This is a genomic window from Streptomyces sp. NPDC004542, assembly GCF_040610035.1.
Classification (GTDB): domain Bacteria; phylum Actinomycetota; class Actinomycetes; order Streptomycetales; family Streptomycetaceae; genus Streptomyces.
Genome location: NZ_JBEXLP010000097.1, coordinates 1 through 26,016, shown reverse-complemented (window position 1 = coordinate 26,016; position 26,016 = coordinate 1). Strand labels below are relative to the sequence as shown.

The following is a 26,016-nucleotide window of genomic DNA, read 5'->3' as shown; positions in this document are numbered from 1 at the left end:
GCAAGCTCCGGTGCTCAACCACCCGGATCACCAAACTCGTCCAGGCCGTCCTGACCCTTCATCTGACCAGCTCAGACTGAGGATGGAAAAGGCTCCTTGCCAACAATGCCCGTCACCGTTCGTTACCACCGATTACGGGCCAGAGCCGTTCGCTACACAGACCCGGGAACTGCAGGCTGGGGGCTACGTCAGGGCGGTGAAGTCGTGATCACCGCATGCGCGTCTCTCTGCTGCAACCCTTTGATTACCCCGGCCGCTGTGGCGAAGTCGTTGTCCATGTGGGGGACGGTGTGCCCGTGGTGACCGCTTGGGCTTTGGACCGGGCCCTGGGTGGGCAGCCGACGGGATACGGCTTCCCGAAGCCAGAGTATGCACAGCGGGGCAGGAAGCACTGCCCGATCGGACCGTCCGAGGCCTCTGTGGTGGGCAATCGCGGACGATGCCGGTTGCATGGCGCTGGATACTGAGGCTGACCGGGCTGCGAGCGTCCGACCGGGCTGGGGAGCGGCCTTTCCGTGGGGCCTGCCCGCGGCTACGACGGCTCGCGGTACGGTCCCGTTCCTCTGTGTGTGCCCTCGCGCGTAGTTGGCTGCCCGTCGCCGTGTACAGCCCGCTCTGGCCGGAGGGATGGGAGACGCCAGGATGGTGATCTGGGATGCGATGCGGTCGGCCGCAGCGGACGGCGGTGAGGTCGTGACACTGCCTGCGGCACCGGCGCCGCACCGTGCGACCGGCCTGGCAAGGCCCCAGGCCACCCTGCTTCGGCAGAGGAACGCACGGGGCGGGGCACCTCACCGAAACAGCGGCCGGCGCTGACCATGGGTGATCTTCGTGTTTCGGATGCGTTGAACGCGATTCTGATCGCGTTGATCGGCTCCGCTCTGCCTCAGGCCAGTGAGACGGGGGCGATGGAGAGCAGCCGGAAGCTGTCGGAGTTCGGGCGTCGGATGGGGGCGCTCGAGGACGACATCGACTATTCGGTGAAGCACATCGGTGATTCGCTGCCGGGTGACGCGGGGCGTTCTTACGTGCGGGCGATCTCGGTGCTGACGGGTGCGCATGGGGGCACGAATTACCTGCGGGAGTACCAGAACTCTCTGAAGAATGTCGCGGCGGGGCATCGTGATCAGTCGCTGAACATTCAGGAGAGTAAGTGGCAGATCATCGCGGAGTTGATCCGTCTGGTGATCGAGTTGACGATTTTGGCGGCGACGGCGTGGATCAATCCTGCGGCTGCGGGTGAGGCGGCCGAGGCGAAGGCGCGCAGCACCGCGGCTTTTCTGACGACGTTGGATCTTTTTCTGCGGCGGACGCATGTGATGCCGAGCCTGAGTGAGGCGTTGGAGGAGGCTTTCCAGGCGTTGGTGGTGCGTCTGGGGCTGATGGCGTTCAACGCGCCGGATATGAAGCCTTCTGGTGTGGACTGGGGTGCGATTGGTCAGAATGCCGCGATCGGTGGTGCGGCCGGCTGGCTGTCGGGTCCGTTGCGGGGGGCTGCGGATCGGTTCAACGGGCTGTTCGGCAGGGAGATGAGTCGTGATCTGACGAAGGACGTGTCGGGCGATCTGACGTCGAAGGTGGGGCGGGATCTGCCGTCGGGGACGAATGAGCTGTCGGTGCTGGACCGGGTGTTGCGGACGCCGGGGAAGGTGTCGGAGTTCGTTGCGGACGGTCTGACGGAGGCGTTGCCGGAGACGTTGCTGGCGATGGCGTTCTACGGGGTGCCGTTCTCGTGGAGTTCGTTCGCGACGAGTTTTTGGACCGCCGGTGTGAGCGAGCGGAGTGAATCGCTGCTTCATCGGGGGGTCGGCGAGAGCGTCGGGAAAGTGCGCGAGGCGATGCGGGGTGCGGCGACCGAGGGGAAGAGGGATGCGTCCACTCTGGAGCAGAAGGGGGCCGCCGGGGAGCCGGGTTATGAGGTGACGGGATCGCAGGCGTCGGGTGGGCCGGCCGGGGGTTCCGGTGGTGTCAACGGGCTGGATGCGCCAGGTGGTCTCGCGGGTCTCTCGTCGCCCGGTGTGCTGCCTGCGTCGTTGTCCACGGTGAGCCCGCCCCCGGGAATTACCAGGCACACGGCGGAGCCCGGCGAGGACACCCGGTCCGGCACCCCGGGAACGGTGAAGCCGCTTCGCGTCCCCACGGCATCCGGCGAGCACACCGGTACCCGGCAGCAGACCGGGGACGGTACCCACGACGTCGGTACACCCGCCGACAGCGGCAGCGGCACCGGTGCCACCGTGGAGACACTGGCCGCGGCGGCGACCACTTCCGCCCCCGTCGCCCCGGACACGCAACGGCCCGCTGCCGCTTCCCAGGGGGCGGGCCGGCCGGCGGCAGTGGCCTCCTCGGAACCGACCCGCACGACCGGCACGGAGCCCTCGCAGAGCAACCGCCCGACCAGCGCGGGCACGAGCCGGACCGCGAGCGGAAGCACGACCGTGGCGGACACGAGCGTGAGCCGTCCCGCCGCCGGCACGAGCGAAGGGACCGCGGCGGCACAGATCCCGGCTGTAGCTCCTCGGCCGACCGCCACCACCGAGCCGGGCGCCTCCCGCGTCAGCACACCGCCGTCATCGGAGGCGACCAGGATCGCGACCGCGACGGCCCACCGGGGGGAGGACTCGTCCCGGCCCGCGGCAGGCCGTCGAAGGGCCACAGCCTCCGGCGGCACCGACCACAGGGCGGCCGAGCCGGTACCGGACACCACCACGGCACCCACCACCGGCCAGATCGACGACCTCCGCCCCGGACTCGCGACGGTCTCCGGGGCAGGGCGGCTGGATCCGGATGAGGATCTGTACCGCACGGTGGATTCCCTGCTTCGCCAGAGGGGTGTCGAGGCGGATCGTGACATGGTCAAGGAGTCGCGTCGGCGTCTGGTGGCAGGCGGCTGGGTCTTCCCCCACATGACGACACGCCAGCTGGCGGAACAGATCGCGGTGGATGTGACCTCGGGATCCAGGGTGGATCCGGCGCGGCTTCGTGGCGGCATGTGGCAAAGCCCGGGCGAGGGGCAGCAGGGACACAGCGGTGAGTGGCAGGAGGCGCCGGGGCAGGAGTCCGGAGTGGCGGAGACGTCTGCCGCGGGGATGTCACAGACCTGGTTGACCGCACCGTATGGGGAACCGAGTGGATCGCGGTACGCGGACTCGGCCGCGACTGGTGCCCTGCCGGACGGCTTCTGGGACGGGTTCACCGCGCCACCGGTCGGGTCGGTGGGTGGTCTGTCCGTTGGGCCGGGTGTCGATGGCATCGGTGCTGATCCGTCGGTGATGGACTGGGCTCGGGATCCGGGTGCGGGCGGGCAAGAGTCGTTCGGTTCGCAGCCCGCTGCGCTTCCGCAGGCGTTCGAGGCGGGGATTGCGCCGCAGTCTGCCGCGGCCGGGGACAACACTGGGACCGGGGATGCTGGAACAGGTGATCTGTTCGGGTCACCTGGTCCCGGTGATGGTGAGGTCTCAGGGGCGGGGAACGGCGAGGACGACTGGGAGGGAGACCTGTTCGGTTCCGATGGCGAGGATGACGGTGATGGTAATGATGGTGAGGGTGGTGAGGGTGCGGTAAGGCTGCGTCGGGTGGATCCGGCTGCCGCTGGTGCCTTTGTGCAGGGGCTGTTTCTTCCCACTTTTGAGGTGCCGCCGCCTCCTGTCGTGGTGTGGCGGGGTCCGAGGACCGGGCGGGAGGACAGGGCCGCCGTTGCGGACGTGCCGCCTCCGGTGTTGGTGGAACGGGTGCTGCCGCAGGATCCGCAGTCGGGACAGTGGGGACGGGTGTGGCCGGGTGAGGAGTACTTCCGCCCGTACCGGTGGGGGCGTGCTGCGCAGGAGATCGTGCCTCGTGATGAGGTGCCGGGCCTGCTCGCGGTGCTGACCGGGCCGCAGGCGTACGGGACTTGGACGGATGAGTCGGTGGCCGATGCGCTGGCAGAAGCCGGGCTCTCCCTGGAGAAGGACCGCTACCCGCATCTGCGTCACTTGTATATCGCCGCGGTGGTTCAGGAGACGGTGGACTGGCTTCAGCAGCACGGGCCGGATACCGCGGCTGAGGCGTGGTGGCTGTCTCGTGTGCGGGACCTGTTCGTGCAGCAGGGTACGGGTGTGACAGCGGAGCCCGGGCCGGTCTCACTGCTCGGGCAGGAGTATCCGGTGGACCTGCACGGCTGGCTGCAGGGCGTGGCGGCGGGGCGGACAGCGCTCACTCCGCAGACCCTCCAGGCCCTGGAGCGCACCGGTTACACCACGCAGGGCTCCGAACGGCTGAGGGCGGCCGAAGAAGCCAGGGACGACAAGGCAAGAAGCGGGCTGACGGTCGGTGAGGTCGTTGATCACCTGCGGCGGTTCTACCAGCACAACCGTCATGCCAAGGCGGATCAGCTTCCTGGCTCTGACTGGACGGTGTCGGCCGGTGGCAGGGACATCTCCCTGGGACGCTGGCTGAGGGCCATCAGCCGGGGCAGGGCAGCGGTCGCGCCTCCCACGTTCGCGCGCCTGCGGGAGGCAGGCCTGCCGGAAGCCGACGAGATCCTCTTCCTGCCTCCCACACCACCTCACCGGCGCGCGGGCGTCGATCCGTTCCAGGCCGCCCGCGCCCTGAGCCACCACTACGAAAACAACCCCACTGCCCAAGGCAAACTCCCCTCTCAAAAGGAGTCGTTGAAGGGCGCTGGTGCCCCGGACGTCCCTGGCAAATGGTTTTACAGTGTGTACAGCGGGGCTACGGGTGTGTCGGTGGAGGGCGTGGAGGCCCTGATCGCCGCCGGCCTGCCCACCACCATCCCCGGCAAGCCCTCCGCCATCCGGCGGACCGTGTCCGCACAAGCCCTCCAAGCCCTGCGCGACCACTACGCCCACCAAGGCCAGGAACCCGACGCACCCCTCCAGGACCCACCCGCCGACACCGAATTCATCGACGCCTCAGGCACCACACGCTCCCTGACCCAATACATCGGCCACCTGCGCACCCACAATGTGCAACTCCCCAGCAGTCACGGACTGCCCGCCAAGGTCGTCACCCACCTCCAGCTCAACACCCACACCCGGCGCGCGGGCATCGATCCGTTCCACGCCGCCCGCGCCCTGCACCACTACTACCGCAACAACACCAGCGCCCAAAATCAACTCCCTTCTAGAAAAGATCTGTTGACGGGTGCTGGTGCCCCGGACGTCCCTGGTAAGTGGTTCCGTAATGTGTACAGCGGGGCTACGGGTGTGTCGGTGGAGGGCGCGGAGGCCCTGATCGCCGCCGGCCTGCCCACCACCATCCCCGGCAACAAGCCCTCCGCCATCCGGCGAACGGTATCCACACAAGCCCTCCAAGCCCTGCACGACCATTACGCCCACCAGGACCAGGAACCCGACGCACCCCTCCAGGACCCACCCGCCGACGCGGTGTTCATCGACGCCTCAGGCACCACACGCTCCCTGACCGAATACATCGGCCACCTGCGCAACCACGGCGTACAACTCCCCGAAGGTCACCGCCTGCCCGACAAGGTCGTGACCCACCTCCAGCTCGGCACCCACACCCACACCCGGCGCACGGGCACCGATCCGTTCCACGCCGCCCGCGCCCTGAGCCACTACTACGAAAACAACCCCACCGCCCAAGGCAAACTCCCCTCAGATGACACGCTGTTGACGGGTGCTGGTGCACCGATCGTGAACGGCAAGTGGTTCCGCAATATGTACAACGGGACTACGGGTGTCTCGGTGGAGGGCGCGGAAGCCCTGATCGCCGCCGGCCTGCCCACCACCATCGGCAACAAGCCCTCCAACATCCGGCGGACGGTGTCCGCACAAGCCCTGCAAGCCCTGTATGACCACTACATCCGCCCGGACCAGGAACCCGACGGACCCGTCCAGGACCTACCCGCCGATGCCGAATTCATCGACGCCTCAGGCACCTCACGCTCCCTGACCGAATACATCGGCCACCTGCGCAACCACGGCGTACAACTCCCCGAAGGTCACCGCCTGCCCGACAAGGTCGTGACCCACCTCCAGCTCGGCACCCACACCCACACCCGGCGCGTGGGCATCGATCCGTTCCACGCCGCCCGCGCCCTGCGCCACTACTACCGCAACGACACCAGCACGGCAGGAAAACTCCCCCCTGAAAGCACGCTGTTGACGGGTGCTGGTGCACCGACTGTGCCCGGCAAGTGGTTCCGCAGTGTGTACAGCGGGGAGACGGGTGTGTCGGTGGAGGGCGTGGAGGCCCTGATCGCCGCCGGCCTGCCCACCACCATCCCCGGCAACAAGCCCTCCGCCATCCGGCGAGCGGTGTCCGCGCAGGCTTTGCAAGCCCTGCGCGACCACTACGCCCACCAAGACCAGGAACCTGACGCGCCCGTCCAGGACCCACCCGCCGACACCGAATTCATCGACGCCTCAGGCACCTCACGCTCCCTGACCGAATACATCGGCCACCTGCGCAACCACGGCGTACAACTCCCCAGCACTCACGGACTGCCCGACGAAGTCGTCACCCACCTCCAGCTCAACACCCACGCCCGGCGCGCGGGCCTTGATCCGTTCCATGCCGCCCGCGCCCTGCGCCACTACTACCGCAACGACACCAGCTCCCAAGTAAAACTCCCTTCTAGGAACGCGCTGTTGACGGGTGCTGGTGTCCCGGACGTCCCTGGTAAGTGGTTCCACAATGTGTACAACGGGACTACGGGTGTCTCGGTGGAGGGCGCGGAAGCCCTGATCGCCGCCGGCCTGCCTACCGCTGCCGGCAAGAAGCCCTCCGCCATCCGGCGGACGGTGTCCGCACAAGCCCTCCAAGCCCTGCGCGACCACTACGCCCACCAGGGCCAGGAACCTGACGTCCAGGACCCGCCCGCCGATGCCGAGTTCATCGACGCCTCAGGCACCTCACGCTCCCTCACCGAATACATCGGCCACCTGCGCAACCACGGCATACAACTCCCCAAGGGGCACGGGCTGCCCGACCGGGTCGTCACCCACCTCCAGCTCAGCACCCCCACCCAAGCCCGGCACCCAGGCATCGATCCGTTCCACGCCGCCCGCGCCCTGCGCCAGTACTACGACAACAACTCCAGCGCCCAAGAAAAACTCCCCGCTGATGACACGCTGTTGACGGGTGCTGATGCACCGACCGTGAACGGAAGGTGGTTCCGCAATGTGTACAACGGGACTACGGGTGTCTCGGTGGAGGGCGCGGAAGCCCTGATCGCCGCCGGCCTGCCCACCACCATCGGCAACAAGCCCTCCGCCATCCGGCGGACGGTGTCCGCACAAGCCCTCCAAGCCCTGCGCGACCACTACGCCCACCAAGGCCGGGAACCCGACGCACCCATCCAGGACCCACCCGCCGACACCGAGTTCATCGACGCCTCAGGCACCTCACGCTCCCTGAACGCATACATCGGCCTCCTGCGCACCCACGGCGTACAACTCCCCAGCAGTCACGGACTGCCCGACAAGGTCGTGGCCCACCTCCAGCTCAGCACCCCCACCCGTGCCGTGGGTGATAGCACCAGGAAGAGGAAGGCTCCTGCTGACTCCAGCGCTCCTGCGGCCAAGCGGAAGCGCGCTGCCGGGCGGCAGGGGACAAGTGCGCGGCCTGCCGACCCGGTCGTCGCGGGGCTGCCTGGGACATCCTCACCCTCGGGTGAATCGTTCCCCACCGGGGACCTCGACGCCCCACCACCGCACGCCCCCGGGGCAGGGAGCGGCGGCCGCTCCGCGGCAGGGCATCGATCCGCGTCCGGCAGCATGCCGTATGAACCCGGTGCCCCCCTGGCCGGTCCGAGCGACCAGGTACTGGATTCCCCGGGTGTTGGTGTGGGTTCGTGGGGGCTCTTCGGCGCCCACCTGCCGGACGCCGGTTTCACCGTGGTGGCGCCTCCGGGACCGGAACCCGCGGCGACCTCGGACGCCGGGTCCGCACCGCACTCGTTCACCGGTGCGCATGCGCCCGTGTCTCCTCACCCGGTGCCCGGCGGGACAGTGTTCACGAGTGGGCAGAATGCGGCCCGCGGGCTCGGCGAGACCGAAACGCACGGTGATGAGCAGACCTGGGCAGGCCTTCAAGGGCGAGGCGCCGGTGGTTCTGGATCCGGAGCCCGAGGTTCGGTCCCGCACTGATGGCGGGGAGACCGAGAGGTAGAAGCCCGTGATGGTGGGCTTCGCGGAGATGTCGCGGAGGGTGGACGGCGGACGGCCAACGCCATGGCGAGGACCTGGCCGGACGGATCGCGGTGAGAGCGGTGCCGAACCGGTGTCCGGATCTCCCACCGCCGACCGTCTGGAGCACGGGACGCGGGAACAGGCACCGCTCTCGGGCGGACGTACCCGAACGTGCTGCCCTCCCCTCATGCGGAGCCCGCACCGTTCCCGGCGGCGAAACCACGGAAGCCGGACCGGACCGGCTGCGCGCCACCGTTGACGAACCGCGGGTCGCGGCGGAGTCGATCACGGGCGGGAGCCGCACGGTGAGCGGCGGCGCCGGCTCGGGCTCGTCCTGGGTCCCTCGCTCAGCCGTTGCTCGTGCGCTCCAGGTTCATCCGTCCGGCAGCGTCGTCGGAAGCGGTCCGCTGCTGCGGGAACAGCTGGTCCGCGGGCGGGTCCGGGCGGTGGTCGGCCAGGTCGAGTTCCGCTCTTTCGGCGAGGGTGTTGACCGCCGCGTTGAAGCGTTCCATGGACGTGGGGTTGTCCGGTCCCAGTACGTATTCCTTGAGGGTCCGGCGGGCCGCCGTCATCGGGTCGCGGTGGGGATCGCGTACCGAATCGAGGATTTCCGTGAGGCGGGTGCATTCGCGGTCCAGGAGATATGCGCCGCCCGCCGTGGTGTACGCGGCGCGGAATTCCTCGTCGGGGAGATCGTGGGCGTTGGTCAGGACGTACGGCTTGAGGCTGGCCACGAAGTCGGCGACCACGGAGGAGACGTCGCTGATGAGGATGTCCGCCTGGTTGAAGCAGTCGTAGAGGGTGGGGAGCTGCTTGAGGATGACGTTGTGGCGGACGGGGCCGCGGGACTCCCAGAAGAGGCGGTGCCATTCGGCGCGCAGGGCCTGCCATTCGGCGGCGCCGTCCCGGTCGGGGACGCGGGCGTCTCGGGTCTGCTGGGTGTAGTCGCCCTCGCCGCGGCCGGCCAGTTCGTCGAGGCGGGCCTGGATCTCCTGGAGGCGGGGCGTGGCGGCGGCCACCGCGGCCTCCGCCCCGGCCGCGTCCCGGCGCTCGTTGTCGGCCCGCAGCAGGGCGCGGACGGCCTGGTCGGCGGCGGCGGCCTCCGCCGAGCGCTTGCCGGTGAGGGGGTGGGGCTTGTAGAGGACGCGGACGTTCTCGGTGAGGAGCTTCTCGATCAGCGGCACGCCCATCGGGATGAGGGACGTGTGGCAGTCGTCGTCGCTCCAGCCCTCCCAGGTGGGGGCGTACAGGACGACGGGCAGCGGGCCGGGGGTGTGGTCGGCGTGCGGGCGGATCGGGGACAGCTGGGGGCGGCCCACCTCGACGATGGACTCGTCGCTGATGGCGTGGCGTACGCGCCGGTAGCGGTCGCGGCCCGCCCGGCCGGCCACCCAGATCTCGTCGTAGACCTTGCTCACGCGGTTGCTGCTGGCGAGCTTGTCGCTGTCGCCGTGGCCGATGAAGACGTGCTTGGCCTCGGCGACGCGCAGCATGTGCACGTTCTTGCCGGCGTTGCCCGGGTAGAGCACGACGCGGACGCCGGACAGGTCGAGCTCGGCCAGGTCGTCGGCCTTGGGCACGCACAGGACCGGGATCCGGGTGCGGCCGAGGTGGCGGAAGGAGGCCTTCTCCCGGAGGATGATCACCGGGCGGCGGTCGAGCCGCTCCAGCGTCTCGATCCACATGTTGACCTGGTACATGAAGTCCCGGGAGACGGCGGCGAAGCTGAAGTACAGCGCCACCTCGGGGCGGTATGCGGCCAGTTGCCGGTTGACCTCGGCGATCGTCTCGTCCCGGCCGGGCGTGCGGCGGGCCGCGCGGAAGTGCCGGAGCAGTGCCAGTACGGCCGCCACGGACAGGCCGGTCGTCAGCGTGTAGCCGACGCCCGCCGGGTACCACGTGCCCGTCGCCAGCGCGGCCAGCAGCCCCGCGTGGGCCGGCAGGTCGAGGTGGAGGAGCTTGCGCAGGAAGCGCCGGTTGAGGAGGGCGGCCGGGCTCTGCGGGATGCGCGCCCCGCTCATGTCGAGGTTGCGTACGACGACGGGCAGGCCGCGCCGGATGCTGATGGCACGGTGCACCGCGGAGTACAGCATCACCAGCGCGAAGTGGACGCTGAACACGGCCAGTCCGGCGACCAGCACCGCGTCCGGCGCTTCCGTGCGGTCGGCGAGGGCGAGCAGCATCACCGTCCGGATGGCGAACCGCATCGTGCGGCTCAGCTGGAGCGTCGCCAGCCGGCGTACGAAACCGGGGGCGCGGGCGTGCAGCACCTCGTCCGCGAGGTAGGTCACGGCCGACGCCACGGCGAATCCCCACAGGGACGGCAGCAGGGCGAAGACCGGGAGCGCGGCGAAACCCGCGCCGAACAGCAATACAAGGAATAGCTCGGTCTTCCCCCGCACCCTCAGGGCAGCGCAAAGCCAACGGATCGCCATGGACAAGGATTCCCCCCGGAATTCTGTCTTCTACACGTCTGTACGGGCAGTTCGACAGCGACCGAGGGCCAAAGGTTGTACACCTGAACGACCGAGATTATTCATTTCCTGTTACGGAATGGGTCGTTCTCCTTTCGCCGTACCGACCGCGCTCCTGCCCTCCTGCCCCCTGCCCTGGAGCCGTGCCGCCGCCTCCCGGATGGCCGGGAGCTTCGCGGTGAGGGCCGCGCCCGGGCAGGTCGTCCTGTAGCCCTCGTTGTGACCGGCGACGGCGGGCAGGGTGACGGCGGTGCCGCTCTTGAAGCGGCTGGCGCTGCTGCTGGAGACCAGCGCCACCCGGGACCGCGGGTCGACGCCGGCCAGGCCGAGCTTCCAGGCGGTCAGCGCGGCGATCGCGTCCGTCATGGCCCGCGGGACGGGGATCCCGGCGGTGAAGGTGCCGAGGGCGGCGATGCCGGCGGTGCGGTGGTTGAAGCCGAGGGCGTGGGCGCCGGTGACGGGGCGGTCGGCGCCGCCCGCGCGGCCCTCGTAGACGGTGCCGCAGCGGTCGACGACGAAGTTGTAGCCGAGGTCGTCCCAGCGGCGGGCGCCGGTCTGGCCGGAGTACAGGGCGCGGATGATGCGGGGCGTGTCGGTACAGGCGTAGCCGTTGGGCGAGTCGGTGTGGTGGACGAAGACGGCGACGACCTTGTCGTCGTAGCGCGGTGGCGGCTGGGTGTGCCGGGCGGTGCTGGTGTCCAGCCAGGCGGAGCGCGGCAGGATGCGCGGCCGGGCGGCGCGGTGGCGGGCCGCGGGATCCGCCCGGCCGGCTCCGGCGGGGGCCGCCGCCGTCCGCGTGTGCCGGGCCGCGGCGACCGTGTCCTCGATGCCACGGGCGCACAGCGCGGTCGCGAGGACGGCGACGAGGCCGGGCAGACAGCCCAGCAGGGTGCGGGCGGCGGCGCGTGCGTCCATGGTCCCAATGTCGGCGGGGACCGCTCGGCCCGCGATGTGCGCTGTGCCACCTGGCGGAACCATCGTCCCGGTCCGGAACGTTTCTGGGGGTACACGGGCCCGTGGCCGGATCCTGGGGTGCCGGGTGCGTGCAACTGATCACTGGGCCCGTCCCACCCGTACTAGGGGGTCCGAGAGAAAGGCGGCTCCGTGGACGTGCTCGACCTGGTGCTTGTGCTGGTGATCCTGGCCTACGCGGCGTCCGGTTACCGGCGTGGGCTGGTGGCCGGCTGCGTCTCGCTGGCCGGGTTCGTGGGCGGGGCGGTTGTGGGTGTGTGGGTGCTGCCGTGGGTGATGGACCTGGTCACGCGCGGAACGCCGGCGGCGACCGTGGCCGCGGTGCTGACGGTGCTGGTGCCGGGCGTGGTGGGGCACGAGCTGGCGGGGCGGCTGGCGCTGCGGCTGCGGCGCGAGCTGGACGAGGGGCCGCTGCGGGTCGCCGACGGGATCGGCGGGGCGGCGGCGAACTCGGTCGCCGTGCTGATCGTGTCGTGGGTGGCCGCGAGTGTGCTGGGCGCGTCCTCGTCCCTGACGGTGACCACGGCGATACAGGACTCCGCGCTGCTGGGCGCGGTGCAGAAGGCGATGCCGGACACCACGCCGACGTGGTTCTCGCGGGCGACGTCCGCCCTCACCGAGGCGGGCTTCCCGCAGGTCTTCAACCCCTTCGAGAACGAGTCGACGGCCCGGGTCGCCAAGCCCTCCGGCGACAACGTCACGCCCAGCGCCACGCGCGCCGCGAAGACGAGCACGGTGAAGATCGAGGGCGTCTCCGGCACCCAGGGGCGTGAGGGGAGCGGGTTCGTGTACGCGCCGGAGCACGTGATGACCAACGCGCACGTGGTGGCGGGCATCGACGCCCCGACCGTGAGCATCGGGGGTGTCGGGCAGTCGTACGAGGCACGCGTGGTGCTCTTCGACCCGGACCGGGACGTGGCCGTGCTGTACGTGCCGTATCTGCGCGCTCCCGTGCTCCGCTTCGACGACGACGCCTCACGCGGTGACTCGGCGGTGGTCGCGGGCTACCCGCAGGACGGCGACCTCGATCTGCAGGCGGCCACGGTGGCGAACCGGGTGCGGGCGACCGGCCAGAACATCTACAACGACGCCACCGTCACCCGCGAGATCTACTCCATACGGTCGACGGTCCGGCCCGGCAACTCCGGCGGCCCGCTGCTGACCACCCGGGGCCGGGTGTTCGGCGTGGTCTTCGCCCGCTCCACCTCGGACGACGAGACGGGGTACGTGCTGACGGCGGACGAGGTGTCCGCGGACGCCGCCCGGGCGAAGAACGCGACGGCGCCGGTGGACACCGGGGAGCTGGCCACCTCCTGAGCGTCACAGGGGGCGGCCCATGAACACGTCGTCCACGTACTCCCCGCCCAGCAGGAACTCCCCCGGCAGCACGCCCTCCACGACGAAGCCCTCGGACGCGTACAGCCTGCGGGCGGGGGTGTTGTGCCCGAGGACGCGCAGGGTGATGCGGCGGGCGCCGCGCCGGCGGGCTTCCGCGACGGCGGCACGCACCAGCGCGCGGCCGACGCCCAGCCCGCGGGCCTCGTGCGCGACGGCGAGGCCCTGGATCTGCCGTACGTGCGCGTTGCAGTCGAGCGGGGTGGGGCGGCCCAGGCGGACGTACCCCACGACGCGGCCGTCCGACTCGGCGACCAGGTGGTCCTCGACCGCGTGCCGCTCGTCGAAGAACGGCGGGTACGGGGGCCGCGGCTCGGGCATCACCGCGTGCAGGTGCGACCAGGTGGCCACGTCGATGAGTGTCAGTGCCTCGCCGTCCTCGGGCCGGGCGGTGCGTAGGGAAGCGTCGGACATGCCGGTCACCCTATGGCGGGGGCCGGGGCCCGTCCGGCGATTTTCCCGGCGCCCGCCCGGAGGCCGGGGCCGGGCCGGTCACCCGGTGTGGCAGACGCAGGTGCGGCAGACGGAGGTGCGGCAGACGGAATGGCCGGACAGGCCCCCGGACCTCACGGGGTTTTCACGCACGCACGGGGCAGGATGAGAGGCATGCAAAGATCACGCATCGCGGTGACCGGCGCCTCCGGTCTCATCGGCAGCGCTCTGGTGCGGTCCCTGACCGCCGACGGACACGAGGTGGTGCGCCTGGTGCGCCGTGCGGCCCGGAGCGAGGACGAGGTCTGCTGGGACCCGGAGGGGCAGTACGTGGACGCGGCCGGGCTCATCGGCTGCGACGCGGTGGTCAACCTCGCCGGCGCGGGCGTGGGCGACCACCGCTGGACGGACGAGTACAAGCGGCGGATCCGGGAGAGCCGGGTGCTCGGCACGGCGGCGCTGGCGGAGACCGTCGCCTCGCTCGACGAGCCGCCGCGTGTCCTGGTCAGCGGCAGCGCGATCGGCATCTACGGCGAGACCGGGGACCGGGTGGTCGACGAGGACACCCCGCCCGGGGACGGTTTCCTGCCGTCGGTGTGCGTGGAGTGGGAGGAGGCCACCGCGCCGGCGCAGGAGGCGGGCGTGCGGACGGTGTTCGCGCGGACCGGGCTGGTGGTGGCCCGCGGCGGCGGCGCGTGGGGACGGCTCTTCCCGCTGTTCAAGGCGGGGCTCGGCGGCCGCATGGGCGACGGGCGGCAGTACTGGTCGTACATCGCGCTGCACGACGAGGTGGCCGCGCTGCGCCATCTCATCGCCGCCGACGGGCTGTCCGGGCCCTTCAACCTGACCGCCCCGCAGCCGCTGACCAACCAGGAGATCACGGAGGCCATGGGGCGCGTACTGCACCGGCCGACGGCGTTCACGGTCCCGGCACCGGTGCTCAGGGCCGCGCTGGGCGAGATGGCGGGGGACGTGCTGGGCAGTCAACGGGTGGTGCCCAAGCGACTGCTGGAGTCGGGGTTCACCTTCGCGTTCCCGGGGATCGAGGACGCGATCCGAGCAGCCTGATGAACTCCTGTGACCGTATGCGACCGCCGTGCGACCGTGCCCTGTTCATGCGCGACTGCATCTGACCGATCAGGGCCCTAGCCTCGATCCGAACTCGGGTATCCCTGGAGCCTGCTGGGGGCGTGACGTCTCCACCGGCCGCACAACCTCGAGGAGGGGCCTCGTGCTTGAGCCCGTGTACCAGGTGGACGTCGTCATCGTGGGAGCCGGGATCGCCGGTCTCTCGGCGGCACATCGGCTGACCAGCGCAGGAGTGACGACCGCGGTCCTGGAAGCCGCCCCGGGTGTGGGCGGCCGGATGTCGACGGAGAAGGTCGACGGCTTCCGGCTCGACCGGATCGGCCGGCTCCTGTCCACGTCGTATCCGGAGCTGCGCCAGACACCGGGGCTCGACGCCCTCGTCCTGCGCCCCTTCGCGCCCGGCGTCCTGCTGCACCGCGACGGCCGCCGGCAGCGCGCGGGGGCACCGGCGGCCGTCGGGAGCGCAAGGGGCGCACTCCATGCGGTACGCGCCCTGGCAACCGCCCCCAGGTGCGCGGCGGTGTCGCCCGTGCGCAGGACCGGTGCCCCGGTGGGCGGCGCCGTCGACCAGGCGCGCCTCCAGGCGGCTCTCGCCCGGATCGCCGGTACGCCCGTCGCACGCCTCCTGGCCCGCCCCGAGCTGCCCGCCACCGAGGCCCTCGCCGCCCGCGGGGTGCCCGCCCGCACCCTCGACGGCTTCCTGCGCCCGCTGCTCGCCGCCCTGCTCTGCGACCCGGAGCTGACCACCTCCAGCCGGTGCGCCGACCTCGCGCTGCGCTCCTTCGCCGGCGGCCGGCTGTGCGTGCCGGAGGGCGGCGCCGAGGTGCTGCCGGACCTGCTGGCGCGGTCCCTTCCCCCCGGTACCGTGCACACCGGGGTCCGGGCCACCTCCGTGGCCACCACGGCCGTGACCACCGCCGAGCACGGCGAGTTCCGCTGCCGTGCGGTCCTGCTGGCGACCGACGCGCGTGCCGCGGCCGAACTGCTGCCCGGGCTGCGCGTGCCGGACTTCCACCCGGTCACGGTGGTCCACCACACGACCGACGAGCCGCCGGCGACGGGCGCCTCGCTCCTGCTGGAGGCGGACCGCGGCGGCCCCGTCGCGCACACCGCGGTGCTCAGCAACGTCGACCCGAGCCGCGCGCCCGCGGGCCGGGCGCTGATCTCCTCGACGGTCCTCGGTACCCCGCCCGAGGGCGTCGACACCGCCGTACGCATGCACCTGTCCCGGCTGTACGGCACCTCGACGCGCCGCTGGGAGACGCTGGCCGTGCACCACACGGCCGAGGCCGTCCCCGCGATGCGCCCGCCGCACGACCTGCGGCGGCCGGTGCGGCTGATGGCGGGCCTGTACGTGTGCGGCGACCACCGTGACACCAGCACCGTCCAGGGCGCGCTGCACTCGGCCCACCGAGCCGCCGCCGCGGTCCTGGCGGACCTCGGCGCGTCAGGCTCGATGCACCGAGCGGACCCACCGACCACCCTGAAGAAGGCGGCCTGAGCCCTGGGCGGCGGCCCGGGGCCGGGGCGGCCCGGAGTCGGGAAGGACGGCCCGGGTCCGGGGCGATCCCGAGGTCGCGGATGGCGGCCTGAGGTCGAGGAAGGCGACCCGGGGCCGGTGACGCGCCCCGGGTCGGGAGTGTCGGCCTCGTCGGCGGTCCGGGCTCGGCGAAGGCGGCCCGGATTCGGGTCCAAGGCCCGGGTCCAAGGCCCGGAGCCGGGGCCCGGAGCCGGGGCCCGGGGCCCGGGGCCCGGGTCTGGGACTCGAGGCCCTGGACCGACCGTGGCCCACGGCCAGGCCGGGGCCGGGGCCGGAGCCCCGGAAGGGGCAGGGGCTCAGCCGAGGGCCGCGATGCGGTCGCGGTTCAAGGCCCGGGTCCAAGGCCCGGGGCCGGGGCCGGGGCCGGGGCCCGGGGCCCTGGGCCGACCGTGGCCCAAGGCCAGGTGCCAGGCCGGGAAGGGGCAGGGGCTCAGCCGAGGGCCGCGATGCGGTCGCGGTAGCCGCGGACCGAGGCCGCGTCGCGGTAGGGCTCCAGCCGGCGTTCGAAGTCCCTGACGTACTCGACCGCCCGGACCGAGCGCATCTCCGCCGCCTGCCCGGCCGCCTCCGCGCCCAGCGCGCAGGCCTGGTCGAGTTCACCGAGGCCGAGCCGGGCGGTGGCGAGGACGACCCGGCAGAACAGCCGGCTGCGGGCGTACGAGGGGGCGCGCAGTTGCAGGGACCGCTCGGCGTGCTGGGCGGCGGCGCGGAACTGCTGGAGGTCCCGGTGGCAGTGCCCGAACTCGTCGGCGAGCTGCGCCTCGTCGAAGAAGCGGGCCCAGTACGGCACCTCGTCCCCGGGGCGGGCCGCCTCCAGGGCTCGCTCGGCCCGCACCAGCGCGCCGGTGCACGCCCGCACCTCCCCCAGCACACCGTGCGCCCGCGCCTCGGCGGCGTGCAGCAGCGCCTGCACGACGGGTGGGGCACCGCCCCCGACGCCCTGCTGCGCCACGCGGGCCAGCTGGACGGCCTCCCGGCCGTGCCCCAGGTAGACGGCCTGGCGGCTCATGGTGACCAGGACGTAGGAGCCGTAGGTCCGGTCCCCGGCCGCCTGGGAGAGCCGCAGCGCCTGCACGAAGTAGCGCTGGGCGAGTCCGTGCGCGGCGATGTCGTACGAGGTCCAGCCCGCGAGGCGGGTCAGGTCGGCCGCGGCGGCGAACAGCCGGCGGCCGGTCTGCTCGCCGTAGGTGCCGCGCAGCATGGGCTCGCACTCGTGCTCGAGGTAGCGGACCAGGGCCTGACGGGCGTGGCCGCCGCCGTAGGCGTCGTCGAGGGTGCGGAAGAGCTCGCCGACGGAGCGGAGGGCGGCGATGTCGCCGGCGGTGACCTTCTGGCCGGGGCCGCGCTCGGCCTGGCCGCGCTGGCGGGGCACCACCGGGCGGCCCCGCGCGGGCACCCGGGCGGGCGGCTCGCCGCGGGCCACCTTGTCGTCGGGCCGGCCGATCAGCCAGTCCCGGCTGGGCACGACGAGGCCCGCCGGGGTGAAGGCGATCTTGCGCAGCTCGGCGTGGCTGCCGGAGTCCTTGCGCCACAGCCCGCTGACGATGTCGACGGCCTCCTCGGGACCCGCCGCGAACTCCAGGCCCGCGTAGACCGGCGCACAGGCGTCCAGACCCAGGTCCTGGGCGGTCAGACGGCGGCCGAGACGCCGGGTGAAGACCTCGGCGATGAGCGCGGGAGTGGTCCCCCTCGGCTGCTGGCCGCGCAGCCACCGGGTCACCGATGTCTTGTCGTATCTCAGGTCCAGCCCGTGTTCGAGACCGAGCTGGTCCACGCGGCGGGCCAGACCCGCGTGGGAGAACCCCGCTTCTGCGATGAGCGCGGCGAGCTGACGGTTGGGGGTGCGCTGCGCGGGTCGTTCCGTCATCTGCGGTGCGGTCTCCTGCCTTTCGAACCCAAGCAGCCTGGCCGCTTGCGCCCGGATTGCCTGTGAGCAGCCCTTATGGCCTCGTGAACGGCGCGAATGTAGCTGAGGGTGAGCAGGTGATCACACGCTTTCGCGTTCATTCATCCGATCGTGTGAGGATTGCCCCCGAGGCTGACGCGCCGCGCCCGGACGTACAGTGGCGTAGGCACGTTACGTGCCTTACGAGCTTCTAGGGAGGCGCTTGCCGTGAGTGGGTTGCGGTTCGTCCGCATGGGATTCGGTGCCGAGGCCGTGGACTACCAGGTGGCCTGGGACGAGCAGCGCCGGGTGCACGCGGCGCGGTTCGCCGACGAGGTCCCCGACACCGTGCTGCTCCTCGAACACCCCCCCGTGTACACCGCGGGCCGCCGCACCGAGGACAGCGAGCGCCCCCTCGACGGCACCCCGGTCATCGACGTGGACCGCGGCGGCAAGATCACCTGGCACGGCCCGGGCCAGCTGGTCGGCTACCCGATCCAGAAACTGCCGCGCCCGGTGGACGTGGTCGCGCACGTACGACGCCTGGAGGAGGCGCTGATCCGCGCCTGCGCGGAGTTCGGCCTCGAGACCACCCGGGTCGAGGGCCGCAGCGGGGTGTGGGTCCTCGGTGACCCGGTCGAGCAGCGGCCGGCGCTCGGCGGGCTGTCGCTGGACTTCGACCCGCGCCTGACGGACGAGGAGTTCGACCCCCGGATGAACGGCCCGGAGTACGCGCCCTCGAACGCAGGCCAGCGCCGCGAGGACCGCAAGATCGCCGCGATCGGCATCCGGGTGGCGAAGGGCGTGACGATGCACGGCTTCGCCTTGAACGTGAACCCGGACAACAAATGGTTCGACAAGATCATCCCGTGCGGCATCCGGGACGCCGGGGTGGCCTCCCTCGCCGGCGAGCTGGGCCGCGACGTGACGATCGACGAGGTGCTGCCGGTGGTCGAGCGGCACCTGAGGGACGTACTCGAGCACGCGGAGCTCAAGCCGCGGGAGATCGAGCGCACGCCGGCGTGACGGCCGGGCGCGGCACCGGCTCCTCTCGCCCCGCCGCCCCGCCCTCCCCCACACCCCAGGGGCTCCTCCCCTTCGACCCCGCCAGGGGGATCCGCCCCCCTGGAACCCCACCCCTCGGACGCCGGAGGGGCTGGATTTCGCACGGGCGTACCCTTGAGCACGCCGAAGAACCAATCGCTAGGGAGCCGGTCGTGTCCGCAGTCGCACCCGACGGACGCAAGATGCTGCGCCTGGAGGTCCGCAACAGCCAGACCCCCATCGAGCGCAAGCCCGAGTGGATCAAGACCCGGGCGAAAATGGGCCCCGAATACACGAAGATGCAGAACCTCGTCAAGAGCGAGGGCCTGCACACGGTCTGCCAGGAAGCCGGCTGCCCGAACATCTACGAGTGCTGGGAGGACCGGGAGGCGACCTTCCTCATCGGCGGCGACCAGTGCACCCGGCGCTGCGACTTCTGCCAGATCGACACCGGCAAGCCCGAGGCGCTGGACCGCGACGAGCCGCGCCGCGTGGGCGAGTCCGTGGTCACCATGGACCTGAACTACGCCACCATCACCGGCGTCGCCCGCGACGACCTGGAGGACGGCGGCGCCTGGCTGTACGCCGAGACCGTGCGCCAGATCCACCGGCAGACGGCGGACCGCGAGGGCGGCCGGACGAAGGTGGAGCTGCTGGCCCCCGACTTCAACGCGGTCCCCGAGCAGCTGGCCGAGGTCTTCTCCGCCCGCCCCGAGGTCTTCGCGCACAACGTCGAGACGGTCCCCCGGATCTTCAAGCGGATCCGCCCCGGCTTCCGCTACGAGCGCTCGCTGAAGGTCATCACCGAGGCCCGCGATCACGGCCTGGTCACCAAGTCCAACCTGATCCTCGGCATGGGTGAGACCCGCGAGGAGGTCAGCGAGGCGCTGAGGCAGCTGCACGAGGCCGGCTGCGAGCTGGTCACCATCACGCAGTACCTGCGCCCGAGCGTCCGCCACCACCCGGTGGAGCGCTGGGTGAAGCCGCAGGAGTTCGTGGAGCTGAAGGAGGAGGCCGAGCAGATCGGCTTCTCCGGTGTGATGTCCGGCCCGCTGGTCCGCTCCTCCTACCGTGCCGGACGGCTGTACCGGATGGCCATCGAGCAGCGTCATTCGGCGGCTCCGCGGCGGGACGGCACCCAGATCGCCGCGCAGGCCGTCTGACGCGCGGCCGTCCCGTCTGCCCCGTACGGGCGCGAGACACACGTGTGAAGTCACGCACAAGGAACTACCGGCCAGTAGTGACCGATACGACGCGGTCCTGACCGTCCTCGCAGATGAGGGCGCCCGTCAGGGCCGCGTCGCCGTTTCTGCCCGCTCCCATCAGGCTTCATTGCCGTTTGACCGGTCGGACACGCCCTGGTAACACCAAACAGTGACGCTGGACTCACGCCGCGTACACCCGTATCCGCAGCCGTACGTATCGAGGGGGACCTCCACATGCAGGCCGCGCCCGTTCGCGCCACCGCCATCCCGTCGTTCACCGACGCACTCCGAGCCGTCGAGTCCCTGCTCATGAGCGGCGGCCAGCGCACCGCCCGCCGCAACGCCTGGACCTCGGTCCTGGAGGACCGCCGCCGCGCCAAGGACCGGGTCGAGGCCGAGCGCGTCCTCGAGCAGACGCTCAGCCCCCGCCCCATGACCCGCCCCTGAACCGCGCCCTCCGGGACACTGCCGTCGTGGGCGTCCCCGGGGCCACGTAGACTTCGTGGCATGGCGAGGAAGGAAACCGCAGCGGACGCTGCGAACCCCGGGCGACTGAAACAGATCGCCCTTACCTACAAGATGACCCGCAAGGCCGACAAGAAGATCGGTCTTGTACTCGCAGCCGTCGGCATCGGCATTCTCGGTGTCTTCCTCGCGATCGGCTTCTTGATCGGGCACCCCATCTATCTCGGCATCCTGGGCCTGCTGCTCGCCTTCCTGGGGACGGCGATCGTGTTCGGCCGCCGGGCCGAGCGGGCCGCCTTCGGTCAGATGGAGGGCCAGCCGGGCGCCGCCGCGGCCGTGCTCGACAACGTCGGCCGGGGCTGGACGACCACCCCCGCGGTGGCGATGAACCGCAGCCAGGACGTGGTGCACCGCGCGGTCGGCAAGGCCGGCATCGTGCTGGTCGCCGAGGGCAACCCGAACCGGGTGAAGAGCCTGCTGGCCGCCGAGAAGAAGAAGATGAACCGCATCGTCGCCGACGTGCCGGTGCACGACCTGATCGTCGGCACGGGCGAGGGCCAGGTCGAGCTGAAGAAGCTGCGCACCACGATGCTCAAGCTCCCGCGGGTCCTCACCGGCCCCCAGGTGACCGCCACCAACGACCGGCTGCGCGCGATGGGCGACCTGATGAGCAACATGCCGCTGCCGAAGGGCCCGATGCCGAAGGGCATGCGGATGCCGCGCGGCGGCGGCCCGAAGGCCCGCTGACCCTCTCGCACGGGTACGACGATGGGGGCGCCCGGAGTGATCCGGGCGCCCCCATCGTCGTACCCGTGCGTCCTGCCTCTAGACGCGGACCTCGACCGTCCTGGCCAGCCGGTCGTGCAGCCCGCGGCCGTCGCGGTCCCAGATCAGGGCCGGGATCGCCAGGCACAGCAGGACCGTGCGGACCAGGGAACGCAGCGGCTGGACGCGGCCGCTCTCCACGCCGACCACGCGGATGCCGAAGAGGCGCTTGCCGGGCGTGAACCCGACCGTGCCGACGGTCAGGACGCTCAGGACCAGGAAGACGAGCAGCGCCCAGTTGCTGGTGGCGGGGCTGTAGCCGCGCGTGATCAGGCCGTATGCGATCAGGACGCACAGGCCCCAGTCCACGGCCAGCGCGCCCAGCCGCCGTCCCGGACGGGCGATCGAGCCAGGTCCGTCCTCGGGCAGACCGAGCTGCTCGCCCCGGTACCCGAAGTCGGCACCGGCGTCCTCCATGGCCGCACGCGGCCCGGAAAGCCACGATCCGATTGCTTGCCTGTTGTCCACCCGTCCACGGTACTGCGCCCGCATATGCCCGCCGGACGCCGGGGTGTCCCCCGGTGTGGCCGGGGCTACGGTGGAACCAGCACCGGTTAACTTCTGCGAAACAAATGGGTCACGCCCGAGAAATCACCCGTCCCTAGGGTCGAGGCCAGCGTGTGCCACCGCACTGGCCGCACTTACGAACTACCACCCCGGCACGGGAACGGCCGGGAGTAGGAGGAGCTGGATGTTCCAGAACGCCGACGAGGCCAAGAAGTTCATCGCGGACGAGGACGTCAAGTTCGTCGACGTCCGGTTCTGCGACCTGCCGGGCGTCATGCAGCACTTCACGGTGCCCGTCGAGGCGTTCGACCCGGACGAGGAGCTCGCCTTCGACGGATCGTCGATCCGTGGCTTCCAGGCCATTCACGAGTCCGACATGGCGCTGCGCGCGGACCTGTCGACCGCCCGGGTCGACCCCTTCCGCCGTGACAAGACCCTCAACATCAACTTCTTCATCCACGACCCGATCACGGGCGAGCAGTACTCCCGTGACCCGCGCAACGTGGCGAAGAAGGCCGAGGCGTACCTCGCCTCCACCGGGATCGCGGACACCGCGTTCTTCGGCCCCGAGGCCGAGTTCTACGTTTTCGACTCCGTCCGCTTCGCGACCAGCGCGAACGAGTCCTTCTACCACATCGACTCCGAGGCGGGTGCCTGGAACACCGGCGCCCTGGAGAACAACCGCGGGTACAAGGTCCGCTACAAGGGCGGCTACTTCCCGGTGGCGCCGGTCGACCACTTCGCCGACCTGCGCGCCGAGATCTCCCTGGAGCTGGAGCGGTCCGGCCTGAAGGTCGAGCGCCAGCACCACGAGGTCGGCACCGCCGGCCAGGCCGAGATCAACTACAGGTTCAACACGCTGCTCGCCGCCGCCGACGACCTCCAGCTCTTCAAGTACATCGTGAAGAACGTCGCCTGGCGCAACGGCAAGACCGCGACCTTCATGCCGAAGCCGATCTTCGGCGACAACGGCTCGGGCATGCACGTGCACCAGTCGCTGTGGACCAACGGCGAGCCGCTGTTCTACGACGAGCAGGGTTACGCCGGCCTGTCGGACACCGCCCGCTACTACATCGGCGGCATCCTCAAGCACGCCCCGTCGCTGCTCGCCTTCACCAACCCGACGGTGAACTCGTACCACCGCCTGGTCCCGGGCTTCGAGGCGCCGATCAACCTGGTGTACTCGCAGCGCAACCGCTCCGCCGCGATGCGTATCCCGATCACGGGTTCGAACCCGAAGGCCAAGCGCGTCGAGTTCCGCGCGCCCGACTCCTCCGGCAACCCGTACCTCGCCTTCTCGGCCCTGCTCCTCGCCGGCCTGGACGGCATCAAGAACAAGATCGAGCCGGCCGAGCCGATCGACAAGGACCTCTACGAGCTGGCTCCCGAGGAGCACGCGAACGTCGCGCAGGTCCCGACCTCGCTCCCGGCCGTCCTCGACTCCCTCGAGGCCGACCACGAGTTCCTGCTCGCCGGTGACGTCTTCACGTCCGACCTGATCGAGACGTGGATCGACTTCAAGCGCACGAACGAGATCGCCCCGCTCCAGCTCCGTCCGCACCCGCACGAGTTCGAGCTCTACTTCGACGTGTGATCCGCCCGGTCTGAGCGGTGTGATCCGCCCGGTCTGAGCGAGCCGAGACGGATGAGGGCCGCCACCCCACGGGTGGCGGCCCTCACCGTTGACCGTTGCGCCGTTCCGCCGTTCAGCGCGGCTCTCAGCCGACCACGATCACCACGACCCCACCGGTGTTGAACCCGTTGTTGAAGCCGTTGTTGAAGCCGTTGCGGAAGCCGAAACCGCAGTGGTTGAAGCCGAAGCGGTCGAAGCAGCCGAAATGTGTCGGAGCCTTCGTCGGGACGGCTGCCGAGGCCGTGCCCGCCGCGCCGATGGTGGCGCCGCCGGCCATCAGAACGCCGATCGCGGAGACCGCGACGAGACGCCTCGCGCGTTGTGCCTTCATGAGTGAACCTCCTCCCATCCCTCGTGCGGTCTTGCCGGTGCACGAGACGGATGGCCGCGGCCGCCTGCGAAAATCCGGCGCGGTCGTAGGTGTGCCGCCTGAGTACAGAAGCAGGGCTGGTCACAGCCTGCAGCGCGGCTCTCACTCTCGATGCTAGCTTCCCGGCGACCACCCGGCATCCCGTGCAACCTTCCGCCCTTCCCAGGCTTCCTACACTCGGGGGACCGTCCCTCCTGACCCTGCCGGACGAGAGAGGCTGCACGGGGATGACTGAACCGGACGACTGGGAGCAGGAGTTCGACCACCGGTGGGCGAGCTCGGCCGAGCACAAGGAGCCGTCCGCCCGGGCCCGGATGCTGGCCGCCCGGTGGAAGGAGAACCCGCCGGATCCGGCACCGTTCCGCGCGGACCCGGACCCCGTGGCGCCGCGCCGGTCGTCGTGGATATCTACGGCGGTGGTGCTGGGCTGCGTGGCCGCGGTGATCGTGCTGCTCGGTTACGCCCGGATGCGGGCCTACCGGTGACGCGCCGGCCCCTGACGGCGTTCCGGAGCGCGCCGAAGCGCACCGGGACCTTTTGCTGCTCCTAGGGCCGTTCGGAACCTCTTCATGGGAAGCCTCGGGTGCACACTGGACAGCGGGACGAGTGCCTGACTGCGGGGTGATGGACGATGCAGAGCCGCTTCCGGAGCGACCGGCAGCTGACCGCGCGCATGGGACTGACCCTGTTCCTGCTCGGGTTGCTGTACGTGGGGTTCGTCGCCGCGTTGATCGTGCTGCTGAAATCCTACCTGCTGGTGGTGGTGATCGCGGCGGCGCTGCTCGGCGCCCAGTACTGGTTCTCCGACCGGATCGCGCTGTTCGCCATGCACGGGCGGGTCGTGGAGCGGGAGGAGTACCCCGAGCTGCACGCGGTGATCGACCGGCTGTGCGCCATCGCGGACATGCCCAAGCCGGTCGTCGCCGTGTCCAGCATGGACATGCCGAACGCGTTCGCGACCGGGCGGAACGCCGACAACGCCGTGGTCTGCGTGACCAGCGGGCTGCTCAGGCGGCTGGAGCCGGCGGAGCTCGAGGGCGTGCTCGCGCACGAGCTGTCGCACGTGGCCCACCGGGACGTCGCCGTGATCACGATCGCCTCGTTCCTCGGTGTGATCGCGGGTCTGATCGTCCGGTTCGCGTTCTACTCCGGTCTGTTCGGGGGCCGCAGGGACCAGAACACCGCCGCCCTGCTCGCACTCGTGATGGCCGTCTCGGCGGCCGTGTACGCCATCAGCTTCCTGCTCATCCGGGCACTGTCCCGCTACCGGGAGCTGGCCGCGGACCGCGCGGCGGCGCTGCTGACCGGCCGCCCGTCGGCGCTGGCCTCCGCGCTCACCAAGGTCACCGGCGACATCGCCCGGATCCCGACGGAGGACCTGCGCACGGCCCAGGCCTTCAACGCCTTCTACTTCACCCCCGCGCTGGGCTCCGAGCCCGGGCTGTCCCGGCTCTTCTCCACCCACCCCAGCCTGGAGCAGCGGCTGCAGCAGCTGGCCCGGATCTCCGGCGAGCTGGGTGAGGCGGCGCGGCCGGGCAGGGCGGGGTGAGCATGGGGCTCCTGGACATCCTCCTCGGCCGTACCAGGCCGGTCGCACCCGACCTGGACCAGCTGTTCGCGCTGCCCTCGGCGGCCGTGACCCTGGAGGCGGCCGCCGGGTTCACCCCGACCGGGGGCGGCGCGGTGTGCTTCGCCACGGTCGAGGGCGCGGCCTTCGAGCAGACGCACCGGGAGGTCCAGGCGCTCCTCGACGCGGACACGGACCGCACCGGACCGCCGGTGGAACTGCGCCAGGACGACTACGGCTACTCCTGGCTGGTCTCCCGGCGCACCCCCGACCAGCTGCCCCAGCTGGTCAACGACCTGCACGCGGTGAACAGCTCCATGGAGGCCAACGGCTTCGGCCCGCAGCTGCTGTGCTCCCTGGCCGGTTTCCGGGACGACTCGGGGCACCGGCTGGCGTTGGTGTACCTCTACAAGAGGGGCACCTTCTACCCCTTCGCGCCGCTGCCCGGGCAGCGGCG

At 71.0% G+C, this 26,016-nt stretch carries 18 protein-coding genes; 12 read left to right on the top strand and 6 right to left on the bottom strand.

What is annotated here, in order from left to right; translation table 11 throughout:
- Nucleotides 1–818: 818 nt before the first annotated feature.
- Nucleotides 819–8,114, top strand: coding sequence for a hypothetical protein (locus ABZX30_RS32600; protein ID WP_355940290.1), 7,296 nt, complete (start codon nucleotides 819–821; stop codon nucleotides 8,112–8,114).
- A gap of 389 nt (nucleotides 8,115–8,503) precedes the next feature.
- On the opposite strand, the gene ABZX30_RS32595 is transcribed toward ABZX30_RS32600, so the two are convergent.
- On the bottom strand, nucleotides 8,504–10,528 hold the full coding sequence (locus ABZX30_RS32595) for a hypothetical protein (protein WP_355940287.1): 2,025 nt from the start codon (nucleotides 10,526–10,528) through the stop codon (nucleotides 8,504–8,506).
- Nucleotides 10,529–10,702: 174 nt separating this feature from the next.
- Nucleotides 10,703–11,545, bottom strand: a complete 843-nt coding sequence (locus ABZX30_RS32590) for a peptidoglycan recognition protein (protein WP_355940284.1) — start codon at nucleotides 11,543–11,545, stop codon at nucleotides 10,703–10,705.
- 189 nt (nucleotides 11,546–11,734) lie between these two features.
- On the opposite strand from ABZX30_RS32590, the gene ABZX30_RS32585 reads away from it, so the two are divergent.
- On the top strand, nucleotides 11,735–12,919 hold the full coding sequence (locus ABZX30_RS32585) for a MarP family serine protease (RefSeq protein WP_355940281.1): 1,185 nt from the start codon (nucleotides 11,735–11,737) through the stop codon (nucleotides 12,917–12,919).
- A 3-nt stretch (nucleotides 12,920–12,922) separates the two neighbouring features.
- On the opposite strand, the gene ABZX30_RS32580 is transcribed toward ABZX30_RS32585, so the two are convergent.
- On the bottom strand, nucleotides 12,923–13,411 hold the full coding sequence (locus ABZX30_RS32580) for a GNAT family N-acetyltransferase (RefSeq protein WP_355940279.1): 489 nt from the start codon (nucleotides 13,409–13,411) through the stop codon (nucleotides 12,923–12,925).
- A gap of 192 nt (nucleotides 13,412–13,603) precedes the next feature.
- Here ABZX30_RS32580 and ABZX30_RS32575 point away from each other — a divergent pair, with 192 nt between their 5' ends.
- Together ABZX30_RS32575 and ABZX30_RS32570 are read left to right on the top strand one after the other, a co-directional pair.
- Nucleotides 13,604–14,497, top strand: coding sequence for a TIGR01777 family oxidoreductase (locus tag ABZX30_RS32575; protein ID WP_355940276.1), 894 nt, complete (start codon nucleotides 13,604–13,606; stop codon nucleotides 14,495–14,497).
- Nucleotides 14,498–14,660: 163 nt separating this feature from the next.
- Nucleotides 14,661–16,019: an NAD(P)/FAD-dependent oxidoreductase gene (locus ABZX30_RS32570; RefSeq protein ID WP_355940273.1), complete on the top strand. Its 1,359-nt coding sequence runs from the start codon at nucleotides 14,661–14,663 to the stop codon at nucleotides 16,017–16,019.
- Nucleotides 16,020–16,488: 469 nt separating this feature from the next.
- On the opposite strand, the gene ABZX30_RS32565 is transcribed toward ABZX30_RS32570, so the two are convergent.
- Nucleotides 16,489–17,925: a regulator gene (locus ABZX30_RS32565; protein WP_355940271.1), complete on the bottom strand. Its 1,437-nt coding sequence runs from the start codon at nucleotides 17,923–17,925 to the stop codon at nucleotides 16,489–16,491.
- A gap of 246 nt (nucleotides 17,926–18,171) precedes the next feature.
- On the opposite strand from ABZX30_RS32565, the gene lipB reads away from it, so the two are divergent.
- The 4 genes from lipB (at nucleotide 18,172) to ABZX30_RS32545 (ending at nucleotide 21,404) form a co-directional block, all read left to right on the top strand.
- Nucleotides 18,172–18,969, top strand: a complete 798-nt coding sequence (gene lipB, locus ABZX30_RS32560) for a lipoyl(octanoyl) transferase LipB (RefSeq protein ID WP_355940268.1) — start codon at nucleotides 18,172–18,174, stop codon at nucleotides 18,967–18,969.
- Nucleotides 18,970–19,160: 191 nt separating this feature from the next.
- Nucleotides 19,161–20,150, top strand: coding sequence for a lipoyl synthase (gene lipA, locus ABZX30_RS32555; RefSeq protein ID WP_355940265.1), 990 nt, complete (start codon nucleotides 19,161–19,163; stop codon nucleotides 20,148–20,150).
- 276 nt (nucleotides 20,151–20,426) lie between these two features.
- Complete coding sequence (locus ABZX30_RS32550; RefSeq protein WP_355940262.1) at nucleotides 20,427–20,639, top strand: hypothetical protein; 213 nt, start codon at nucleotides 20,427–20,429, stop codon at nucleotides 20,637–20,639.
- Between the two features lie 60 nt (nucleotides 20,640–20,699).
- Nucleotides 20,700–21,404 (top strand): DUF4191 domain-containing protein, encoded by a 705-nt coding sequence (locus ABZX30_RS32545; protein ID WP_355940259.1) that lies wholly within the window; start codon nucleotides 20,700–20,702, stop codon nucleotides 21,402–21,404.
- Nucleotides 21,405–21,482: 78 nt separating this feature from the next.
- Here ABZX30_RS32545 and ABZX30_RS32540 read toward each other — a convergent pair whose 3' ends face one another.
- On the bottom strand, nucleotides 21,483–21,950 hold the full coding sequence (locus ABZX30_RS32540) for an RDD family protein (protein WP_355940256.1): 468 nt from the start codon (nucleotides 21,948–21,950) through the stop codon (nucleotides 21,483–21,485).
- A 223-nt stretch (nucleotides 21,951–22,173) separates the two neighbouring features.
- On the opposite strand from ABZX30_RS32540, the gene glnA reads away from it, so the two are divergent.
- Complete coding sequence (gene glnA / locus ABZX30_RS32535; RefSeq protein WP_355940254.1) at nucleotides 22,174–23,583, top strand: type I glutamate--ammonia ligase; 1,410 nt, start codon at nucleotides 22,174–22,176, stop codon at nucleotides 23,581–23,583.
- Between the two features lie 124 nt (nucleotides 23,584–23,707).
- Here glnA and ABZX30_RS32530 read toward each other — a convergent pair whose 3' ends face one another.
- A complete protein-coding gene (locus tag ABZX30_RS32530) occupies nucleotides 23,708–23,953 on the bottom strand; it encodes a hypothetical protein (RefSeq protein WP_355940251.1) in 246 nt (81 codons plus the stop codon).
- A gap of 266 nt (nucleotides 23,954–24,219) precedes the next feature.
- Between ABZX30_RS32530 and ABZX30_RS32525 the strand changes: the two genes are divergently transcribed.
- From ABZX30_RS32525 to ABZX30_RS32515, 3 genes are all read left to right on the top strand, one after another.
- Nucleotides 24,220–24,477: a hypothetical protein gene (locus ABZX30_RS32525; RefSeq protein WP_355940248.1), complete on the top strand. Its 258-nt coding sequence runs from the start codon at nucleotides 24,220–24,222 to the stop codon at nucleotides 24,475–24,477.
- A 146-nt stretch (nucleotides 24,478–24,623) separates the two neighbouring features.
- A complete protein-coding gene (gene htpX, locus ABZX30_RS32520; protein WP_355940245.1) occupies nucleotides 24,624–25,541 on the top strand; it encodes a zinc metalloprotease HtpX in 918 nt (305 codons plus the stop codon).
- 2 nt (nucleotides 25,542–25,543) lie between these two features.
- Nucleotides 25,544–26,016: hypothetical protein (locus ABZX30_RS32515; protein ID WP_355940242.1), on the top strand; the 473-nt coding region annotated here is incomplete at its 3' end.